This is a genomic window from Belliella baltica DSM 15883 (assembly GCF_000265405.1).
Taxonomy (GTDB): Bacteria; Bacteroidota; Bacteroidia; order Cytophagales; family Cyclobacteriaceae; genus Belliella; species Belliella baltica.
In genome coordinates this window covers 3,510,170-3,527,833 of the sequence record NC_018010.1, presented here as the reverse complement: position 1 = coordinate 3,527,833, position 17,664 = coordinate 3,510,170, and the positions used below count along the sequence as shown (strand labels likewise).

Below are 17,664 nucleotides of genomic sequence, written 5' to 3'. Positions count from 1 at the left end.
TTAAACTACCTTATATCAATGTTTAATTTGGGAAGTTTACAAAAAATATAAATTGAGTTTAGAGATATTTGATTTATAAATTAAACTCAATTTATAAATCTCTAATCAGAGAAATTATGGAAATATTAAATAAATATAAAACTGTGTTTGTGATTCCTGTTCTTTTTTTAATCATTCAGATTGACTCAAAAACACAGAATCAATCATTTGAATCTTATAAACAAGAGATACCAAACACAAATCTATCTTTTGAAATGGTGCCAATTCCTGCTGGAGAGTTTTTGATGGGTACATCAATGGAGGAGATTGGACATGATGGAGATGAGTCGCCACAAAGAAGGGTTTCTATAGATGCTTTTTGGATGGGTGCACATGAAGTTACATGGGATGTTTTTGAGCTCTTTTTAGACAAGGATTTTGAAAAAGCTATTAGTACCAAACCCATTACTCAGCAAGTTGATGGACTCAGTAGACCGAGTACACCTTATTTGGATATGACTTTTGGAATGGGTAAGGAAAATAAGCCTGCTATAGCCATGACCCAGTACGGAGCGATTCAATTTTGTAAGTGGCTTTATTTGAAAACTGGAAAATTTTATAGACTGCCAACAGAGGCGGAGTGGGAATATGCAGCACGTGCTGGTTCCAATACAGCTTATTTTTTTGGAGATAAAAAGGAAAGCCTTTCTGAATATGCGGTATATGATTCTAATAGTAAAGGTCAAACAATGCCTGTAGGCTCAAAAAAACCAAATCCTTGGGGTCTTTACGATATATTAGGAAATGTTATGGAATGGACTTATGACCATTATTCGCCTTATCGCACATCACAAAATACAATTAAAAATCCAGTAGAAACGTCTGAAGCACTTTATCCGAAAGTTTTAAGAGGTGGGCATTATGAAAGTAGTGAGAGTGAGTTGAGATCAGGAAAACGATTTGCTTCAGATCCAATTTGGAAGCAACTTGATCCTCAAATCCCCAAAAGTCAATGGTGGTTCCCTGAAGCGCCTTTTGTGGGATTAAGGTTGGTTAGACCTCTGATTTCTCCTTCTGAAGAAGAAATCAAAGCTTACTATAATCAAGAACCAATTGCAGATTACTAACAACATTCCATATAATAAATCAAAATAACAATGAACCGAAGAAGAAACTTTATCAAGACATCAGCATTGATTGCTGGTGGAGCTATTATTAGTCCCTTTTCGCTGCCAAAAGCATTTGCTCAAGGTGATGATACTATAAAAATAGCTCTGATTGGCTGTGGCGGCAGGGGTACTGGAGCTGTTTTTCAAGCTTTTGAAACAGGATATAATATTAAACTTGTGGCAATGGCAGATGCTTTTCGAGATCGCTTAGAAAGTAGCTATAAGCCAATATTCGAAAAATATGGAAAAGATAAAGTAGAAGTAAGCGAAGATAAAAAATTCGTAGGTTTTGATGCTTATAAGGATGCTATCAAAGAAGCAGATGTTGTCATTTTAGCTGCACCTCCTGGTTTTAGACCTGATCATTTTGAAGAAGCTATCAGACAAAATAAGCAGGTGTTTATGGAAAAACCAGTGGCAACAGATGCTGTTGGTATAAGAAAAGTACTCAATGCTGCAAAAGAAGCAAGAGAGAAAAAATTAAATGTAGTCGTAGGGCTTCAAAGAAGATATCAAGACAGCTATGTAGAAACCATCAAAAGGATTCATGATGGGGCTATAGGAGATATTGTTTCTGGTCAGGTTTATTGGAATGATGGAGGAGTATGGGTAAAACAAAGAGAAGCTGGCATGACTGAAATGGAGTATCAAATGAGAAATTGGTATTACTTCAATTGGCTATGTGGAGATCATATTGTGGAACAGCATGTTCATAATTTGGATGTGGTGAATTGGGTGAAAGGTGCTTACCCTATCAAAGCTGAAGGGACAGGAGGAAGGTTTATTCGGAATGGAAAAGAATATGGAGAAATATTTGATCATCATTCAGTAACCTATACCTATGCAGATGGAACAGTGATTTTAGGAGAGTGCAGGCATTTTCCAGGCGCACACAATAGGGTGGATGAAACTTTTCAAGGTACAGATGGAAGAGCCTATTTGAATGCTGGAAACAAAGGCCAACTTTGGGATAGAAAAGGGAATGAGCTTTTTAATCATGATGGAAAGGGAAATAAAAACCCGTATCAAAAAGAACATGATTTGCTTTTCAAGGCAATTGTTGACGGAGAGTTCAAATACCAAGATGCAGAACATGCAGCCAAAAGTACGATGACTGCGATTTTGGGAAGGAATGCTACTTACTCAGGAAAGGCGGTCACTTGGGAAGACGCTTTGCATTCTGAAATAAGTCTTATGCCAGAATCTTTGGATTGGTCTGCTAATCCTAAAGTATTGCCAAATGATGAAGGTTATTATCCATTTGCTGTACCGGGGAAAACTAAAGTGATTTAAGCTATGGAAAGAAGAAAGTTTATAGAAAAGGCGAGTTTAGCAACTGCATTCTCAGCTCTATTTCCATTTCTCAGCAATGCGAATGGTTATAGAAAAGACCATACTTTTAACCTAAACTATGCCCCGCATTTTGGAATGTTTAATCAATCCGCTGGCAAAGATCTTATTGCTCAGATTGAATATATGGCCGATCAGGGTTTCAAAGCCCTTGAGGACAATGGCATGATGGGAAGATCAATCGAGGATCAGAATAAAATAGCCAAAGCTTTAGAGCGCCGAGGTATGAAAATGGGGGTTTTTGTGATCGATGGAGGAGATAATTGGAAGAAATCTCTGACAACAGGAAAGCAGGAGTTTTCGGATAATTTTCTAAGTACTTGTGAAAAAGCTGTGGAAGTAGCTAAAAGAACTGGAGCTAAATGGATGACAGTAGTTCCCGGATTTTATGAAAGAAACCTTCCTCTTGGAATTCAAACCGCCAATGTTATTGAAACACTTAAAAAAGCCTCAGACATATTCGAGCCTCATGGTCTTACCATGGTTTTAGAGCCTTTGAGTGATACACCAGATTTGTTTCTAAGATTTTCTGATCAGACATATTCTATATGTAAGGCTGTCGGAAGCCCAGCTTGTAAAATCCTTTATGATGCCTATCATATGCAAAGAAACGAGGGAAATCTTTTGGCGAATATTGATAAATGTTGGAGTGAAATTGCCTACATCCAAGTGGGAGATAACCCCGGTAGAAAAGAGCCAGGAACTGGTGAAATCAATTACTTAAACTTATTTAAATTTCTTTATGAAAAAGGATATGATGGAATTGTAGGAATGGAACATGGTCTTTCTTTAGGAGGAATAGAAGGCGAAAAAAGACTTATTCAATCTTACATAGATTCAGATAAATTCAAATAATAACGTAGAAAACTATGAATTCAATTAAATTTATAAAGCTAATCTGCCTTACTTTAGTATTGCTAAGCAGTCATTTAGTTAATGCACAAATTCCCAAAGAACTTGCTTTAGTGCCTTATCCAAAAGAAGTAGAATTAGGTTCAGGTTCATTTATCTTACAAGATAAGGTGCAACTATTTGCCAAGAATGATTCGCAGAGAGGTTCTGCTATGCTATTCAATTCTTATATCAACAAGAGGTTTGGAATAAGGACCTATATTTCTGCTCAAGCTCAGGATTATACTAAAATAAAAGTTAGTCACGATTCTGACATGGAGGAAGAGGCCTATCATCTTTCTGTAAAAAATAATCAGATTGAGATTAAAGGGGGTGATGCTGGAATTTTTTATGCTTTTCAGACTCTGATTCAGCTTATTGAGCCAAAGGGAAATGAATTGCATATTCCTGTTGTAGAGATCAAAGATAAGCCAGAGTTTGGCTACAGAGGTTTGATGATTGATGTCAGCAGGCATTTTAGAACTTTGGAAGAAATGAAACAGGTAGTCGATTTGATGGCACATTTCAAATTAAATAAGCTTCATTGGCATCTTACTGACGATCAAGGTTGGAGATTAGAAATCAAAAAGTACCCCAAACTAACACAAGTAGCTGCCTGGAGGGATTCTACTATTATTGGTCAATATGGCAATTACAAGCCATTTATTTATGATGGCATTAAGCATGGTGGTTTTTATACTCAAGATGAAGCCAGAGAACTAGTACGCTATGCAGCTGAAAGAAAGATCACTGTCATTCCTGAAATCGAGCTTCCAGGACATAGTTCTGCGGTCTTAGCTGCATATCCAGAATTTGGAAGTTTTGATGTTGTCAATGGTGTTCCTATCAAAGGATTGATTGAGGCAAAGCGTGAAAATGGAAATTCATTAAATAATGAAATATCTACATTTGTTCCAGGATACTGGGGGATTCATTATAATATTTTCGGTCCCAAAGAAGAAACTTTTAAATTTCTTGAAGATGTTTTGACAGAGGTGATGGAGATTTTTCCAAGTGAATATATTCATATTGGTGGAGATGAAGTTCCTAAGGATCATTGGAAAACATCGGAGATAGCTCAAAGTGTGATCAAGAAAAATAAGCTTAAGGATGAACACGAGTTACAGAGTTACTTTATCAAAAGAATTGAAAAATTTCTGAATAAAAATGGAAGAAACTTAATCGGATGGGATGAAATTCTCGAAGGAGGTCTAGCACCAAATGCAACAGTGATGAGTTGGAGAGGTGAAGCAGGAGGGATTGCAGCGGCCAAGATGGGACATGATGTTATCATGACTCCTAATAGTCATATGTACATTGACCATGGTCAGGGAAAGCAAGCCGATGAACCTTTGTTTATTTGTTGCTATTTGCCATTGGAAAAGGTCTATAGCTATCATCCAAGACCAATGGATCTGACTCAAGATCAGCAAAAGCATATTTTAGGAGTACAAGCAAATATGTGGACAGAGTATGTTCCATCATTTGAAAAGATGCAATATATGATTTTCCCTAGGCTACTTGCTTTATCAGAAGTGGCCTGGATGCCTCAAGAGGAAAAAGATTTCAGCAACTTCGCTAAAGTTAGAATGCCAAAGCAGTTGGCCGAACTCGATCAGCAAAAAATCAACTTTAGAATTCCAGAAGCTCTTGTAGAAGTTACCCTTAAAGATGGAAAGAAAGAGGTCAAGCTCCATAGTAGTGTTGCTGGGAGTAAGATTTATTACACTTTCGATGGACATAAGGCTGATAGAACAGCCCATCTTTACAGAGGGCCTTTTTTCATGCCGGTGAATGGGGAAGGGCAAGAGCCATTGAAATTGAGGTATATTATTGTGACACCTTCAAATAGAGAAAGTGGTATGTATACTGTAGATGTTGAGTAAAAATTTGACTATTCAAGCCTTAAATACCATGATAAATTATGATTTATCATGGTATTTTTTTGTCTTAGTGTAGCTGATGCGTTCTGTTTGCTAAATTTTTTTAATACAAACGAATCAGAAATTCTGAAATCAAAGTGAGAAAATTTAAAAATAAAATGAAAATTAATTTATTTTCGTTTTATATAATAATGAAAGTTTTTATATTTCGAAATATTCCGATAGCTTACTAAAAAAGGTTAATAGTCTGGAAAAAATAGAATGGTAATTAGGAAATCAAAAAACCGAAACTCCTCTAAGCTAAGTCTCTTTAATTTAGCTATCTATTGAATTAATAGTGATTCGGAGTTCTGTTGAATTAAAAAAGTAAAAATTTCAAGATACAATGCTGCTACAAGAAATTGATTGGATTATACTCATAGGCTTTTTTGTAATATCTCTGGGAATAGGGCTCTATACAGCAAAGAAAGCATCTAAGAGCCAAGAGGAGTATTTCAATGCAGGAGGCAGTATGTCATGGTGGCTATTAGGGATATCGATGGTTGCAACTACTTTCTCTACAGACACTCCAAATTTGGTAACGGATATTGTAAGGACCAATGGGGTAGCCGGTAATTGGGTTTGGTGGAGTTTTTTGTTGACGGGGATGTTGACGGTATTTTTCTTTGCAAAGCTTTGGAAAAGGTCTGGTGTTCTTACCGATATAGAATTTTATGAAATGCGCTATAGCGGAAAGCTAGCTGCATTTTTGAGAGGATTTCGTGCGATTTATTTAGGTGTTTTTTTCAATGTAGTTATCATTGCTTCTGTTTCCCTTGCAGCGATTAAGATTGGAGGGGTTTTATTAGGAATTAGTCCATTGCAAACACTTTTGATTGCTGGCGTGGTTACAGTGATTTATAGTTCGCTAGGAGGTTTACGTGGAGTGGTGTTGACAGATTTTTTACAGTTTGGACTTTCTTTAGGAGGAGCTATTGCTGCTGCCTATGTGGCTGTATCCCATCCAGCGATTGGAAGTATGGATAAACTGTTAAGTCATCCTGAGGTAAGTTCTAAATTGAATATACTTCCTGATTTTGGGAATATGGAGGCTGCTGTCATTATATTTTTTATCCCCTTGTTTATTCAATGGTGGTCAGTTTGGTATCCTGGTGCAGAACCTGGTGGAGGGGGGTATGTAGTTCAAAGGATGCTGGCAGCTAAAAATGAAAAGCATGCATTTAGTTCTGTTCTACTTTTCAATATTGTGCATTATGCTATTCGTCCATGGCCTTGGATTATTGTGGCATTGGCTTCTATCGTAGTTTTTCCTACTTTAGATGATATTCAGATTGCATTTCCAAATACTTCCCCGCAAATAATTAAGGATGATATAGCATATCCTGCGATGCTTTCATTTCTACCTGTTGGTTTAATGGGCTTGGTTGTCACATCCTTGGTGGCTGCTTATATGTCAACCCTTTCTACCCATCTCAACTGGGGAGCATCTTATGTGGTCAATGATTTTTATAAAAGGTTTATCAACCCAGAAAGTTCTCAGAAGACTTTGGTTAATGTAGGTCGTTTAGCAACAGTTTTGATCATGCTATTGGGAGGTTTTATGGCTCTTAAGTTAGAGAATGCGTTGCAAAGTTTCAGCATTTTACTTCAAATAGGAGCAGGTACTGGTCTTTTATATATTTTGAGATGGTATTGGTGGAGAATCAATGCCGCCAGTGAGCTTACAGCGATGATTGTTTCTTTTGCAATTGCCTTATATTTTGCATTTGTACATCAGCATTACTTTGAAGCCTTACAGACTCATGAGGAGCTTGTGATTGGTGTTTTGATCACTACTGTTTCTTGGATAGTAGTGTCATATTTGACCAAGCCAACAGATACTGCGGTTCTGATTAAATTTCTAAATGTTACAAAAGTTCCTGGCAAAGGTTGGGAGAGTGTCAGAAGTCAAATGAAAAATAGTGAAACAGCGGAGAGTGATCAAAATTACTTTGGTTTTCAGAAAGCACTCTTATCATTTGGTCTTGGGGTGATTGCCATATTTGGCTTATTGATCGCAATAGGAAAGCTTGTTTTGAAAAGTTATGAAGCAGGTGGATGGATACTTTTTTGTTCGGTCATAGCCTTTGCCTTAATGTATAAATTGATAGATAATAAAGAATAAAAATATGATATTAACCACCTATTTGAACCTTGAAAAGCAGTCAGCTGTCAATGCAGGTGCGGAAAATACAGCACGAGAGATTGTGCAACAGCCAAGACTTTGGCTAGATGTGTTGGCACTGATCGCTTCTCAGAAAAATGATTTAGCAGCATTTCTCTATCCCTTAATTGAAAAGCCTGATTTAAGGATAATTTTGACAGGTGCTGGTTCTTCTGCCTTTATAGGAGAATCTGCACAGGGAATTGTACAAAGAAATACTGGAAGACTTACTCAAGCAATCGCCACTACCGATATTGTAACCCACCCTGAGCTCACTTTTCAGAAGCAAACACCAACTTTGATGGTGTCATTTGCACGGTCAGGCAATAGTCCTGAAAGTGTAGAAACTGTCTTGTTAGCAGATGAGAATGTATCGGAAATTTATCATCTCATTATAACCTGTAATGAAGAAGGGCAGCTAGCCGGCTATGCCAAACGGAATAAAAAGCGTTCTTATTGCTTGCAGTTGCCTGAAAATGCTAATGATAAAAGTCTTGCCATGACTGGAAGTTTTACTTCTATGCTTTTATCAGTATTGCTTGTTAGTAATCTAGCAAAATTGTCAGAAATTGGTGAACAGGTATTAAGTGTTTCCGAGATTGCAGATGCAATTATTGCAGAGCATCTTGATGACTTTATTTCGTTGAGTTCGAAGAATTTTGAGAGAGTAATTTTTTTAGGTTCTGGGCCTATGTTAGGCATTGCAAGAGAGTGTCATTTGAAACTTCAGGAGCTAACAGATGGGAAGGTAATCTGCAAGCATGATTCTTTCTTGGGTTTCCGGCATGGTCCAAGAGCGGTATTGAATGAGAAGTCCCTGATCGTATTTCTTTTCTCAAGTGAATCGCATGTTTATCAATATGAAAGAGATCTAGCTATTAGTATTGCTGATGATTTAAGAAAGATTCCGATCATTAGTTTTGGTGGCTGGTATGAAGATGATTTCAGACCTCTGATAAATATTGCTCCAAGATCTGAAAACTGTCCTGCTGGAGATTTTAGAATGTTGACAGGTACGTTGATTGGTCAACTGATGGGATTTTATAAAAGTCTTGAATTGGGTTTACAGCCAGATAACCCGTCTGTAAGTGGTGCAATTTCTAGAGTAGTCCAGGGGGTAAAAATTTATAAAAAAGTATAATGATACTAGCAGTCTGTCCCAATCCAGCTATTGATGTCTATGCACATTTATCAACTTTTAAGCCTGCTACAAGCAATAGGATTCAACATCTGACTGAATATCCTGGTGGCAAAGGGGTTCATGTTGCCTTAGCCTTGAAGGAGATGGGAATGGCTGTTGAGTTGATGGGTTTTTGGGCAGGAACACATGGGGAATGGGTTCAATCAGCTTGCAATAAATTAGGGGTAGAAACTTCAGGGGTAGATTTAAAGGGAAATACTCGAAAATGCTATACTTTCATCACTGAAGAAAAATCCTGGGATCATACCGAGTTATTGGAGCCAGGGCCAAGGATGGGCAGGGAAAGTTTTGAGGCTTTTAAAAAGATATTTGCTGATAAAATCAAGTCAGTATCACAGGTTATAATTTCCGGTTCTTGGCCAGCTGATAGTCCAGAAAATGCCTGTCAGGAACTTGTAAGGCTTTGCAATCAGCATCATGTAGATGTGATTTTGGACTGTACTGGTGTTCAGCTCAAAAATGCGCTACAAGAAAAAGTTACAGCCTTACACCTCAATGAATCAGAATTTCAAGAAACCAAAATGACGTTTCCAAAATTGTTGGAATCAGTTTCGATACTTGCATTGACTAAGGGAAAAGATGGTCTTGAATTGCTATCATCTGATAAAATTGTAGAAGGTAAAGTTGTCTTAAGTAAAGTAATAAGTACTGTTGGAAGTGGGGATTGCCTCACTGCTGGTTTAGGATATAGTTTGCTAAAGAATACTGATATGAAAGAGCACGCTCGATATGCTGTAGCTTTTGGTGCTGCCAACTGTCTTAGACATGAACTGGGAATGCTTTATAAAAAAGATGTGGATAACCTTTTATCCGAAATTGAAATCAAGGAAGTGAATTATGCAAAATAAAAAACTTTTGGTCGTTGGGGAGTTAAATGTGGATCTCATTCTTAATGATATCAGAGGCTTTCCGAAAGTTGGAACTGAAATCATAGCTTCTCAAATGAATCTTACACTTGGAAGTAGTTCTGCTATTTTCGCCTCTAATATTGCTGCATTAGGTGTTTCTACTAGTTTTTGTGGAAAGATTGGTCAAGATGATTTTGGGGATTTTGTTTTTGATAGGTTAAGGGAAAAAGGAGTTCATACTGATTTTTTGGTAAAAGATAAGATTTATCAGACGGGTTTAACCCTCGTACTTAATTATGGTCAAGATAGAGCCAATGTGACATATTGTGGGGCTATGGAACATTTGGGGATTGATGACATTCCTTGGGATCATATCGATCAATTTGATCATTTGCATTTCTCCAATCTTTTTTTGCAACCTAAGATCAGAAAAGATATTTCTTCTCTCTTTAAAAAGGCGAAAGCTGCTGGGTTGACTACTTCTTTGGACTTACAGACAGATCCTGAAGGGAGGTTTGATTTTGATTTTCAAGCTTGTCTTCCCTTTGTAGATATTTTTTTACCAAACGAAGCAGAAATTAAAGGGCTCACCGGTAAAAATAATGTGGAAGATGCATTAGAGGTACTTAGGCCATTTGCTCATGTGGTTGCGGTGAAGATGGGGCAAAAAGGAAGTATTTTGATCAATAAAAGTGAACGAATTCAGGCTGTTGGATTTAAGCATGAACATTTTGTCGACGCGATTGGTGCAGGAGATAGCTTTAATGCTGGTTTTATTCATTCTTTTCTTGAAGAAAAATCTTTAGAAGAATGCTTGCAGTTTGCTAACCTCACAGGAGCGCTTAATACCACGGCTGCAGGAGGGACAGGAGCCTTTGAAGATAGGAAAAATATATCCGAAAAAGCAATGAAAATATTTAATGTAAAGATTTGACAAACCTATGAAGCTAAAAGATAAATTAAGAGACTTGTCTGCTCATAAGACTGGGTTATTGGCCACTAATTATTATAATTTAGAGACTTTACATGGTGTATTGAGAGCTGCTCAGCAAACAGGAGATCCGATTATATTACAGTTGACACAGAGTTCCATAGATTATATGGGTCTGAATACTGCTGTAGCGATGGGAAGAGAAGGGTTGAAGCAATTTGGTGTAGAAGGTTGGATTCACTTGGATCACGGTGGTTCAGTGGAATTAGCTCAGCGTTGTTTGGATGCAGGTTTTGATTCTGTCATGATTGACGGATCTGAGCTGCCTTTTTCAGAGAATGTTAAGATTACACAAGAAGTAGTGCAGAGAGCAAAATCTTATGGAGCACATGTAGAAGCAGAATTAGGATTTGTAGCCAAATTAGGACAATCGCATGCCCATAACGGGTTTACCCAGCCCCATGAAGCAAAGCAGTTTGTAGAAGAAACAGGTGTAGATGCTTTGGCTATTTCCATTGGGACTGCCCATGGTTTTTACAAGGAAGAGCCCAAACTTCAAATCGATCTCCTCAAGTCAATCGAAGCGGAAGTTGCTTCTGCGACATTTGTGCTTCACGGGAGTTCAGGAGTACCAGAATCTCAATTAAGAGCCGCTATTCAATATGGAATCTGCAAGGTCAATTTGGCCACGGAGATTAAGAATATCTTTATGAAGACCCTTCAGGATATATTAACCCAAAACGAGGAAATAGATTTAAGAAAAGTATTTCCAAAAGCAACAAATGCTGTAACCGAACTGGTGAAAGGCAAACTTGATATTGTAAATAACAGGTAGGATGAATCTTATTGATGCACATTGTCATTTAAACACCCGCTCCAAGGCTAAGATGAAATTAGCTTTGGAGCGAGGTGCAGCATTTGTTTCTATTAATACGGATATTCCGTTTTTCGATTCTCTTGCTCAGCAGGAGGCGGTGGTGCTTGATTTGAAAAGAGAGTATCCTGATCAAGTCAGGTATATTGGTTCATTTGAGTCAGCGGGTTTTGGTTCAGGGATTTGGGTGACCAAAGCTTTAGATCAAATCAAAAGGACCTTAGACAAAGGAGCGGTAGCCATCAAAATTTGGAAGAATTTTGGGATGGAGATTCGAGATGATTCAGGAAGATTTGTAATGGTGGATGATGAAAGGCTAGATCCTATTTTTGATTACTTAGCTGCCCAAGGTGTGCCGCTACTTGGTCATATTGGAGAGCCCAGAAATTGCTGGCTACCACTAGAAGAGATGACTGTGGATTCAGATAGAGCATATTTTGCAGCTCATCCTGAGTATCATATGTATAAGTTGCCGGCTTTTCCAAGCTACCAAGATCAGCTTGATGCAAGGGATAATATGCTTGCAAAGCACCCAAACCTCATTTTTGTGGGAGCGCATTTGGGGAGTATGGAATGGAGCTTGGAAGAAGTAGGAAAGCGGTTAGAAAAGTTTCCAAATTTCCACACGGATTTAGCAGAACGAATCTGTCATGTTCAGCGACAAGGAATGTATGATAGAGATCAAGTTCGTCAGTTTTTCATCAAGTATCAGGACAGGATTATTTATGGTTCAGATGTAATTGATGATGGAGTAAGTACTGATATTCAATATGCTGATCGATTTCAAGAATTATGGGATTTTCACCTCAGCTATTTTGGTACTGATCAGAAGATGAATGCGCCTGAATTTGAAGGGGAATTTGAAGGACTAGATCTTCCGGATGAAGTGATTCGAAAGATTTTTGTTGAAAATGCAAAAAGTATGTATAAATTTTAAAACAACCATAAATAACCATGAGCAATAAAAGAAGAGAATTTCTCAAGCTTTCCGGATTGGCAGGCTTGGGCTTGATCGGTACCGGGATGAGTAGCTTTAAGTCTACTGAAGAAATGGAGCGGCTTCCCGAGCTGATTAAAAGAAAAAGGATCCAACATTTCAATATGAGCGGTTTTGCAGCTCCTAAATTAGATAAAGTAAGAATAGGCTTTATAGGTTTAGGAATGAGAGGGCCAGGTGCAGTGAATCGAATGAGCAAAATCCAAGGAGTTGAAATTGTCGCTATTTGTGATCTAGTGCCTGAAAAAGTCGATAAAATCGCCAAATCACTTGAAAAGACTTCTCACAAACCAGAGAAATATTCCGGTAGTGCGTATGCCTGGAAGAAAATGGTAGATCGTGATGATTTGGATTTGATTTATATCGCGACGCCTTGGGATTGGCATACGCCAATGGCTGTCTATGCTATGGAGGCCGGTAAGCATGCTGCCGTAGAAGTACCTGCTGCCAAAACATTAGAAGAATGCTGGCAACTCGTAGAGACTTCTGAAAGAACGCAGAAGCATTGTATGATGCTGGAGAATTGTTGCTATGATTTCTTTGAATTGATGACATTGAATATGGCTAGAGATGGATTCTTTGGTGATATTCTTCATGGAGAAGGTGCTTATATTCATGACCTTTTAGATCTGAATTTTGCGAAGAATGCTTATGAAGACATGTGGAGGCTGAAAGAAAATTATAGAGATGGTAATTTATATGCTACACATGGCCTAGGTCCAATATGTCAACTGATGGATATCAACAGGGGAGACCAAATGGATTATTTGACATCCTTATCTTCAGCTGATTTTCATATGGCAGACAAAGCAAAAGAATTGGCAGAGAGGGATAATTTTTATGCTTCATTCGTAGAAAAAAAGTTTGGTGGGAATATCAATACCACGATTATTAAAACCAAGCATGGCAAGTCGATGATGATGCAACATGATGTGACTTCGCCAAGACCTTATTCAAGGTTACATGCTTTGAGTGGTACCAAGGCATTTGCTCAAAAGTATCCTGTTCAGAGGATTTCAAGTGGTCATGGGTGGATTAAAGAAGAGGAAATGAAGGCTTTGCAGGAAAGATATAATCCAGAAATTGTGAAGAAAGTAGGGGAGTTGGCCAAGCAGATTGGAGGACATGGTGGTATGGACTTTATGATGGATTGGAGACTTATAGATTGTTTGAGAAATGGCCTTCCCTTAGATCAGGATGTTTATGATGCAGCATTATGGTCAGCCTTATCCCCATTGAGTGAGTGGTCTGTAGCCCATAGATCTAATTCCATTGATGTTCCTGATTTTACTGGTGGTTCATGGAAGACCAATAAGCCTTTGGATATTACTTTGAATGGTGGTGGAACCACAAAGGTAATTGTGTAAAAAAAATCTTATAAATAGGGTTAATTAGTTTAGTTAGAAAGACACCGAGGGATTCTTCGGTGTTTTTTTTGTTTGATTTTAACCTCAGTCAGTGTTTTTACAGTCCGAAACCTTAGTAGTTTATTTGAAGGTTCTGTGAGGACACAAAACATAGGTGGTTATTGAAAAATTGCTATGTTTTTAGCTAGTTATAAATACTTATTTTTTTGGAGCTATTTCCTGCTTTCAGTTACAGTCTTTTTTGATTGTTCTTTTCAAAAAAGGGATTTCCACCACAATTGGGGCTATAGGGTTTAGTGCTTAAAAAATAAAAGTAAGATTAAGGGGGTGGCAATAAATTGCTTTCCCCTTAATCTTACTTTTAAAATAACCCAATTTCGGCAAGAGCACCAAACTGCTGTCCATCATGTGCATTCAACCCTTCAAATTTGAAGTACCTGAAAGTTGTCTTTTCATCGAGATTCTTCACTTGCTTGGATGCATCATTGAGCAAATGGCTATCAACTAATGTTGTCCAATTTTCATTGTCTTGGCTTACATGAATTTTGAAATCTTTGATTTTCCTTGAGCCATTTCTCTGTGAGATCACAAATCCTTCAACTTCCTTGCTTTCTGACATGTCCACTGTAAAATGATGTGGATATGATTCTGCATCAGATGACCATCTGCTATGCCAATAAGTAGCCAAATCCCCGTCAATTACGTCAATTGCTCGTCCTGTATCTCCTTCACCTGAGGTCTCTTCAGAACTAAAATCCACAATTGTCCAATTGGTTTTATCCGCTTCTTCAATTTCTTCTGGTGCTGTTACTTCTACTCCAAGTGTCTCTAAGAATTCAAAGTCAATTTGTGGAGTCTGATTATTGGCGGATCGTAAGTGTATGCTGTTCAAGGTTGTGTTTTGGTCAAAGAACCCACAGTTCTGAAGGAAGAATTTCCCATCATTGGATCCGCCTGCATAATCCATCCTGAAACCAATAGTAGCAATGGCATCACCCGTAAACCTAGCTTCGGTCAACTCCGTCCATTCACCTTCTGTAGACCTAATCCATTGATTGTCATAATGAACTTTTCTACCAATATGGCCATAGTTTTGATTGAAATTCTCCAAAAACGAATGTGGTCTTTTATACCAGGTATTGGTTTTCGGTCTTTTGAAACTAGCGATAATTTGCCATTCACCTACCTCTGGTGCATAGAAATAACCTGTATAGATAGTATTTCCATTTCCATCAGGTTCCACGGAATTGATGAATTTATAAGTATTACCAGCTACCCAATTAAATCTCAAATAACTCTGACCTCCTGATCCTTCATTACCAAATTCACCAGTGTAAACTTCTTCACCTTTTTTGAGAACAATTATTCTTTCATCCTCAGGGATATCATTTGGATTGTCTGTGACAAATGGACTCCATACCGAAAAGAGTACTCTTCTTTCGTTGGTAGAATTAACTTGGATTCCAAAGTAACCTTCTGCAAATCCATTTGCCATGAAATATGAACCCAAAGGATCTTCACCTTCTGGAATTGTCATTTCATTGTAAAACCATTGGTAATCTTTGCCTTCAGGAACTTGATATCCCAAATGAACAGAAGGGCCACGTCTTCCCCAGTAAAAATTGTTGTCACCATTGTTTTTGACATATTCAGCATTGATATCCCCTGAATGTTCTAAAATAATATCTTTGATTTTAACGAAATTATCCCCGGTTTTTGAAACACCAGTCAATTCAATTTTTTCATATCCTTGCTTAAATTCAAAATCTCCAACTTTGATTTCTCCAGAGGTATTGTTTTCAATGGTTACCTCTTTTTCGGTTTCCCCAATTTTGACTTTGATGGTAGCTTGATCAGGTTGGTTTTCGATATTGAGAATCACACCTATAGATTGTGCACCGGTTGTTTTTACAAAAACATTGTAAACAGTATTGTTGTCAGTCCAGTTTGAAATCCCGTTTTGGCTGATAGGTTCGGAAACTAAACCCAATACTTGATAAGTGTTACCTCCTAGAGGAATCGTGACTTCATTGTCATAATTATTATCCACAGGTACATTGTCTTCTGGATCTTTGCAAGAAGAAAAAGCAAGGAGAAGCATTAAGAATAATTGCATATTTTTTTGCATGATTATAAAATTAATGTTGAGAAAATTATTTTATCACACTTGGTAAGTGTCCTTCATCACCTTGGTCAATGTCCTCACCGACCAATCCATCTAATTATTCCAAGGGTTGCGATTTTTAAAATCGATTTTTTTGGATATTTCCTCAAATTTTGATTTCTGGGTAAAAAAATGGTCTAGAGATTAATGTCTCTAGACCATTTTGATTTATGATGGATTTTGTGTCAATCCTTCATGGACAAGGAGTTGAGCTTCTGGTATAAACTCTATGATAGCATTCTCATTGGCAAGAATAGTTTGTCGTGGGTTGTTTCCAGCCAAATGGGTTCCAGGATATCGTCTATCCATCATTCTGCCATTTCTGAACACATCCATTTTTCTATGCCCTTCCCAAGAAAGCTCTAGTTGTCTTTCTTCCAATACGACGTCAAGAACTGTTTTGCCACCTAGATTACCCAGGTTGTAAAGACCAGTTTGAGGAATACCTGCTCTAGTTCTAATCACATTGACGAGTTCTAGCGCTTCTGCATTTTGTCCTTGTTTAGCAAGTGCTTCTGCTTTGTTAAGGTACATTTCTGCTAGCCTCGATACCACAGGAGACCATAAGTGAGCTTGATCTTCCTGTCCAGAACTTTTCAAAATGAAGTATTTAGGGAAGTTGTTTCTCAAATCAAGTCTCTTATCGATTAAGATTTGCTTTTTACCTTCGTCTGTGTCTATATGGTAACTTATACCACCTCTTTCATTAAATTCCTTTTCTACCAATTTTGTGGTTCCACCGTGAGTATATACAAAGTCTTCTCCTTGAGGCGTCAATTCAGTCCAACCATAAGTTAGGTTATTTCTTACGAATAAACCCCAAGTCACATTTTGGTCAACAACTACAGGTTGAATGAATTTATTTCTTTGATCTTCAGGAAATTCTCTTACTAGCTCCAAATATGGTCTTGATGCATACATTTCACCCCAGCCTGCACCTTGTATATTGGCATAAAGCGATCCAATTGTATACCAACCATTTGCCTCATAATCAACATCCCTCACAAACTTTACTGCAAAGATGGTTTCGGTATTACTTTCTGGTGATAGCTTAGGGTAATCTCCCAAGGTCTGAGTAGGAACCAAAGAAAATCTACCAGAATTCAATACCAAGTCAGCATATTCAATTGCCTTTTGATTATCTTCTTTGTATAAGTACAGTCTAGATAATAATGCCCAAGTAGCTTCTTTTGAAGCAAAAACATTCGATTTGGACTCTGTAAATAGGGATGCAGCCTTTAACAAATCTGCTTCAACTTGATCATAAACTTCACCTACAGAAGATCTCGTAGGATGATTCAAAGGTTCTGCATCAAGTTTTAACGGAACGCCTGGATTATTAACTCCTTGATTGTAAGGTCTTCCAAAGATATTTACCATCGTAAAGTGCATCAATGCTCTAATATAGTAGTTTTCAGCTAAGATTTGATCGTTGCTTTCTGAACTTCCTTCTGCCACATTGCTGATTACCTGATTCGCTGATACTGCAATTTGATACGAACTTCTCCAGAATCCAGCAGTTCTACTTCCATTAGGGATTCTTTGGTAATTATAAGTAAAAAACAAAGGATCTGAAGTAGTACCACTCAAAGCGACATTGTCTCCAGGGTATTCGAAAAGCCTGTGCCAGTTATCTGTCCAAGCTTTCATTCTGCTGTAAGTACCTAGAGTCACAATCATGGCACTCGTTTCTGATTGAGCAAGATCATCAGAAGTGATGGAATCATAAGGGGATTTGTCTATATCACAAGACGCTATAGCAAAGATTCCAAGGGAAATTATAAATATATAGCTTAATTTTTTCATG

13 protein-coding genes are annotated in these 17,664 nt (G+C 37.7%); 11 read left to right on the top strand and 2 right to left on the bottom strand.

The window, feature by feature from the left end:
* The first annotated feature begins 116 nt into the window (after positions 1 to 116).
* From BELBA_RS15980 to BELBA_RS15930, 11 genes are all read left to right on the top strand, one after another.
* Positions 117 to 1,106, top strand: a complete 990-nt coding sequence (locus tag BELBA_RS15980) for a formylglycine-generating enzyme family protein (RefSeq protein ID WP_014773718.1) — start codon at positions 117 to 119, stop codon at positions 1,104 to 1,106.
* 30 nt (positions 1,107 to 1,136) lie between these two features.
* A complete protein-coding gene (locus BELBA_RS15975; RefSeq protein ID WP_014773717.1) occupies positions 1,137 to 2,441 on the top strand; it encodes a Gfo/Idh/MocA family protein in 1,305 nt (434 codons plus the stop codon).
* Between the two features lie 3 nt (positions 2,442 to 2,444).
* Positions 2,445 to 3,353: a hydroxypyruvate isomerase family protein gene (locus BELBA_RS15970; protein WP_014773716.1), complete on the top strand. Its 909-nt coding sequence runs from the start codon at positions 2,445 to 2,447 to the stop codon at positions 3,351 to 3,353.
* A gap of 14 nt (positions 3,354 to 3,367) precedes the next feature.
* On the top strand, positions 3,368 to 5,275 hold the full coding sequence (locus BELBA_RS15965) for a beta-N-acetylhexosaminidase (protein ID WP_014773715.1): 1,908 nt from the start codon (positions 3,368 to 3,370) through the stop codon (positions 5,273 to 5,275).
* Positions 5,276 to 5,657: 382 nt separating this feature from the next.
* Positions 5,658 to 7,436: a sodium:solute symporter family protein gene (locus BELBA_RS15960; protein ID WP_014773714.1), complete on the top strand. Its 1,779-nt coding sequence runs from the start codon at positions 5,658 to 5,660 to the stop codon at positions 7,434 to 7,436.
* Between the two features lie 4 nt (positions 7,437 to 7,440).
* Entirely contained in the window at positions 7,441 to 8,616 is a 1,176-nt protein-coding gene (locus BELBA_RS15955; protein WP_014773713.1) for an SIS domain-containing protein, read from the top strand.
* Positions 8,616 to 9,524, top strand: a complete 909-nt coding sequence (locus tag BELBA_RS15950; RefSeq protein ID WP_014773712.1) for a 1-phosphofructokinase family hexose kinase — start codon at positions 8,616 to 8,618, stop codon at positions 9,522 to 9,524. Before BELBA_RS15955 ends, BELBA_RS15950 begins: the two co-directional genes overlap by 1 nt.
* The gene (locus BELBA_RS15945) at positions 9,514 to 10,458 is read left to right on the top strand and encodes a carbohydrate kinase family protein (protein WP_014773711.1); all 945 of its coding nucleotides are present in this window, start codon (positions 9,514 to 9,516) and stop codon (positions 10,456 to 10,458) included. The genes BELBA_RS15950 and BELBA_RS15945 overlap by 11 nt, the downstream gene beginning before the upstream one ends.
* Before the next feature lie 7 nt (positions 10,459 to 10,465).
* Entirely contained in the window at positions 10,466 to 11,290 is an 825-nt protein-coding gene (locus BELBA_RS15940; protein WP_014773710.1) for a class II fructose-bisphosphate aldolase, read from the top strand.
* Position 11,291: 1 nt separating this feature from the next.
* On the top strand, positions 11,292 to 12,266 hold the full coding sequence (locus tag BELBA_RS15935; protein WP_014773709.1) for an amidohydrolase family protein: 975 nt from the start codon (positions 11,292 to 11,294) through the stop codon (positions 12,264 to 12,266).
* A gap of 17 nt (positions 12,267 to 12,283) precedes the next feature.
* Positions 12,284 to 13,693 carry a Gfo/Idh/MocA family protein gene (locus BELBA_RS15930; RefSeq protein ID WP_014773708.1) on the top strand — a complete coding sequence of 470 codons (1,410 nt, stop codon included), beginning with the start codon at positions 12,284 to 12,286 and terminating at the stop codon, positions 13,691 to 13,693.
* Between the two features lie 361 nt (positions 13,694 to 14,054).
* Here BELBA_RS15930 and BELBA_RS15925 read toward each other — a convergent pair whose 3' ends face one another.
* Together BELBA_RS15925 and BELBA_RS15920 are read right to left on the bottom strand one after the other, a co-directional pair.
* On the bottom strand, positions 14,055 to 15,809 hold the full coding sequence (locus tag BELBA_RS15925) for a DUF3472 domain-containing protein (protein WP_169315110.1): 1,755 nt from the start codon (positions 15,807 to 15,809) through the stop codon (positions 14,055 to 14,057).
* Positions 15,810 to 16,025: 216 nt separating this feature from the next.
* Positions 16,026 to 17,663: a RagB/SusD family nutrient uptake outer membrane protein gene (locus tag BELBA_RS15920; RefSeq protein ID WP_014773706.1), complete on the bottom strand. Its 1,638-nt coding sequence runs from the start codon at positions 17,661 to 17,663 to the stop codon at positions 16,026 to 16,028.
* Between the last annotated feature and the right edge of the window lies 1 nt (position 17,664).

Excerpts from the sequence above, each read along its gene's own strand:
- BELBA_RS15980 (WP_014773718.1), top strand. The coding sequence starts at position 117 with ATGGAAATATTAAATAAATATAAAACTGTGTTTGTGATTCCTGTTCTT.
- BELBA_RS15975 (WP_014773717.1), top strand. The coding sequence starts at position 1,137 with ATGAACCGAAGAAGAAACTTTATCAAGACATCAGCATTGATTGCTGGT.
- BELBA_RS15970 (WP_014773716.1), top strand. The coding sequence starts at position 2,445 with ATGGAAAGAAGAAAGTTTATAGAAAAGGCGAGTTTAGCAACTGCATTC.
- BELBA_RS15965 (WP_014773715.1), top strand. The coding sequence starts at position 3,368 with ATGAATTCAATTAAATTTATAAAGCTAATCTGCCTTACTTTAGTATTG.
- BELBA_RS15960 (WP_014773714.1), top strand. The coding sequence starts at position 5,658 with ATGCTGCTACAAGAAATTGATTGGATTATACTCATAGGCTTTTTTGTA.
- BELBA_RS15955 (WP_014773713.1), top strand. The coding sequence starts at position 7,441 with ATGATATTAACCACCTATTTGAACCTTGAAAAGCAGTCAGCTGTCAAT.
- BELBA_RS15950 (WP_014773712.1), top strand. The coding sequence starts at position 8,616 with ATGATACTAGCAGTCTGTCCCAATCCAGCTATTGATGTCTATGCACAT.
- BELBA_RS15945 (WP_014773711.1), top strand. The coding sequence starts at position 9,514 with ATGCAAAATAAAAAACTTTTGGTCGTTGGGGAGTTAAATGTGGATCTC.
- BELBA_RS15940 (WP_014773710.1), top strand. The coding sequence starts at position 10,466 with ATGAAGCTAAAAGATAAATTAAGAGACTTGTCTGCTCATAAGACTGGG.
- BELBA_RS15935 (WP_014773709.1), top strand. The coding sequence starts at position 11,292 with ATGAATCTTATTGATGCACATTGTCATTTAAACACCCGCTCCAAGGCT.
- BELBA_RS15930 (WP_014773708.1), top strand. The coding sequence starts at position 12,284 with ATGAGCAATAAAAGAAGAGAATTTCTCAAGCTTTCCGGATTGGCAGGC.
- BELBA_RS15925 (WP_169315110.1), bottom strand. The coding sequence starts at position 15,809 with ATGCAATTATTCTTAATGCTTCTCCTTGCTTTTTCTTCTTGCAAAGAT.
- BELBA_RS15920 (WP_014773706.1), bottom strand. The coding sequence starts at position 17,663 with ATGAAAAAATTAAGCTATATATTTATAATTTCCCTTGGAATCTTTGCT.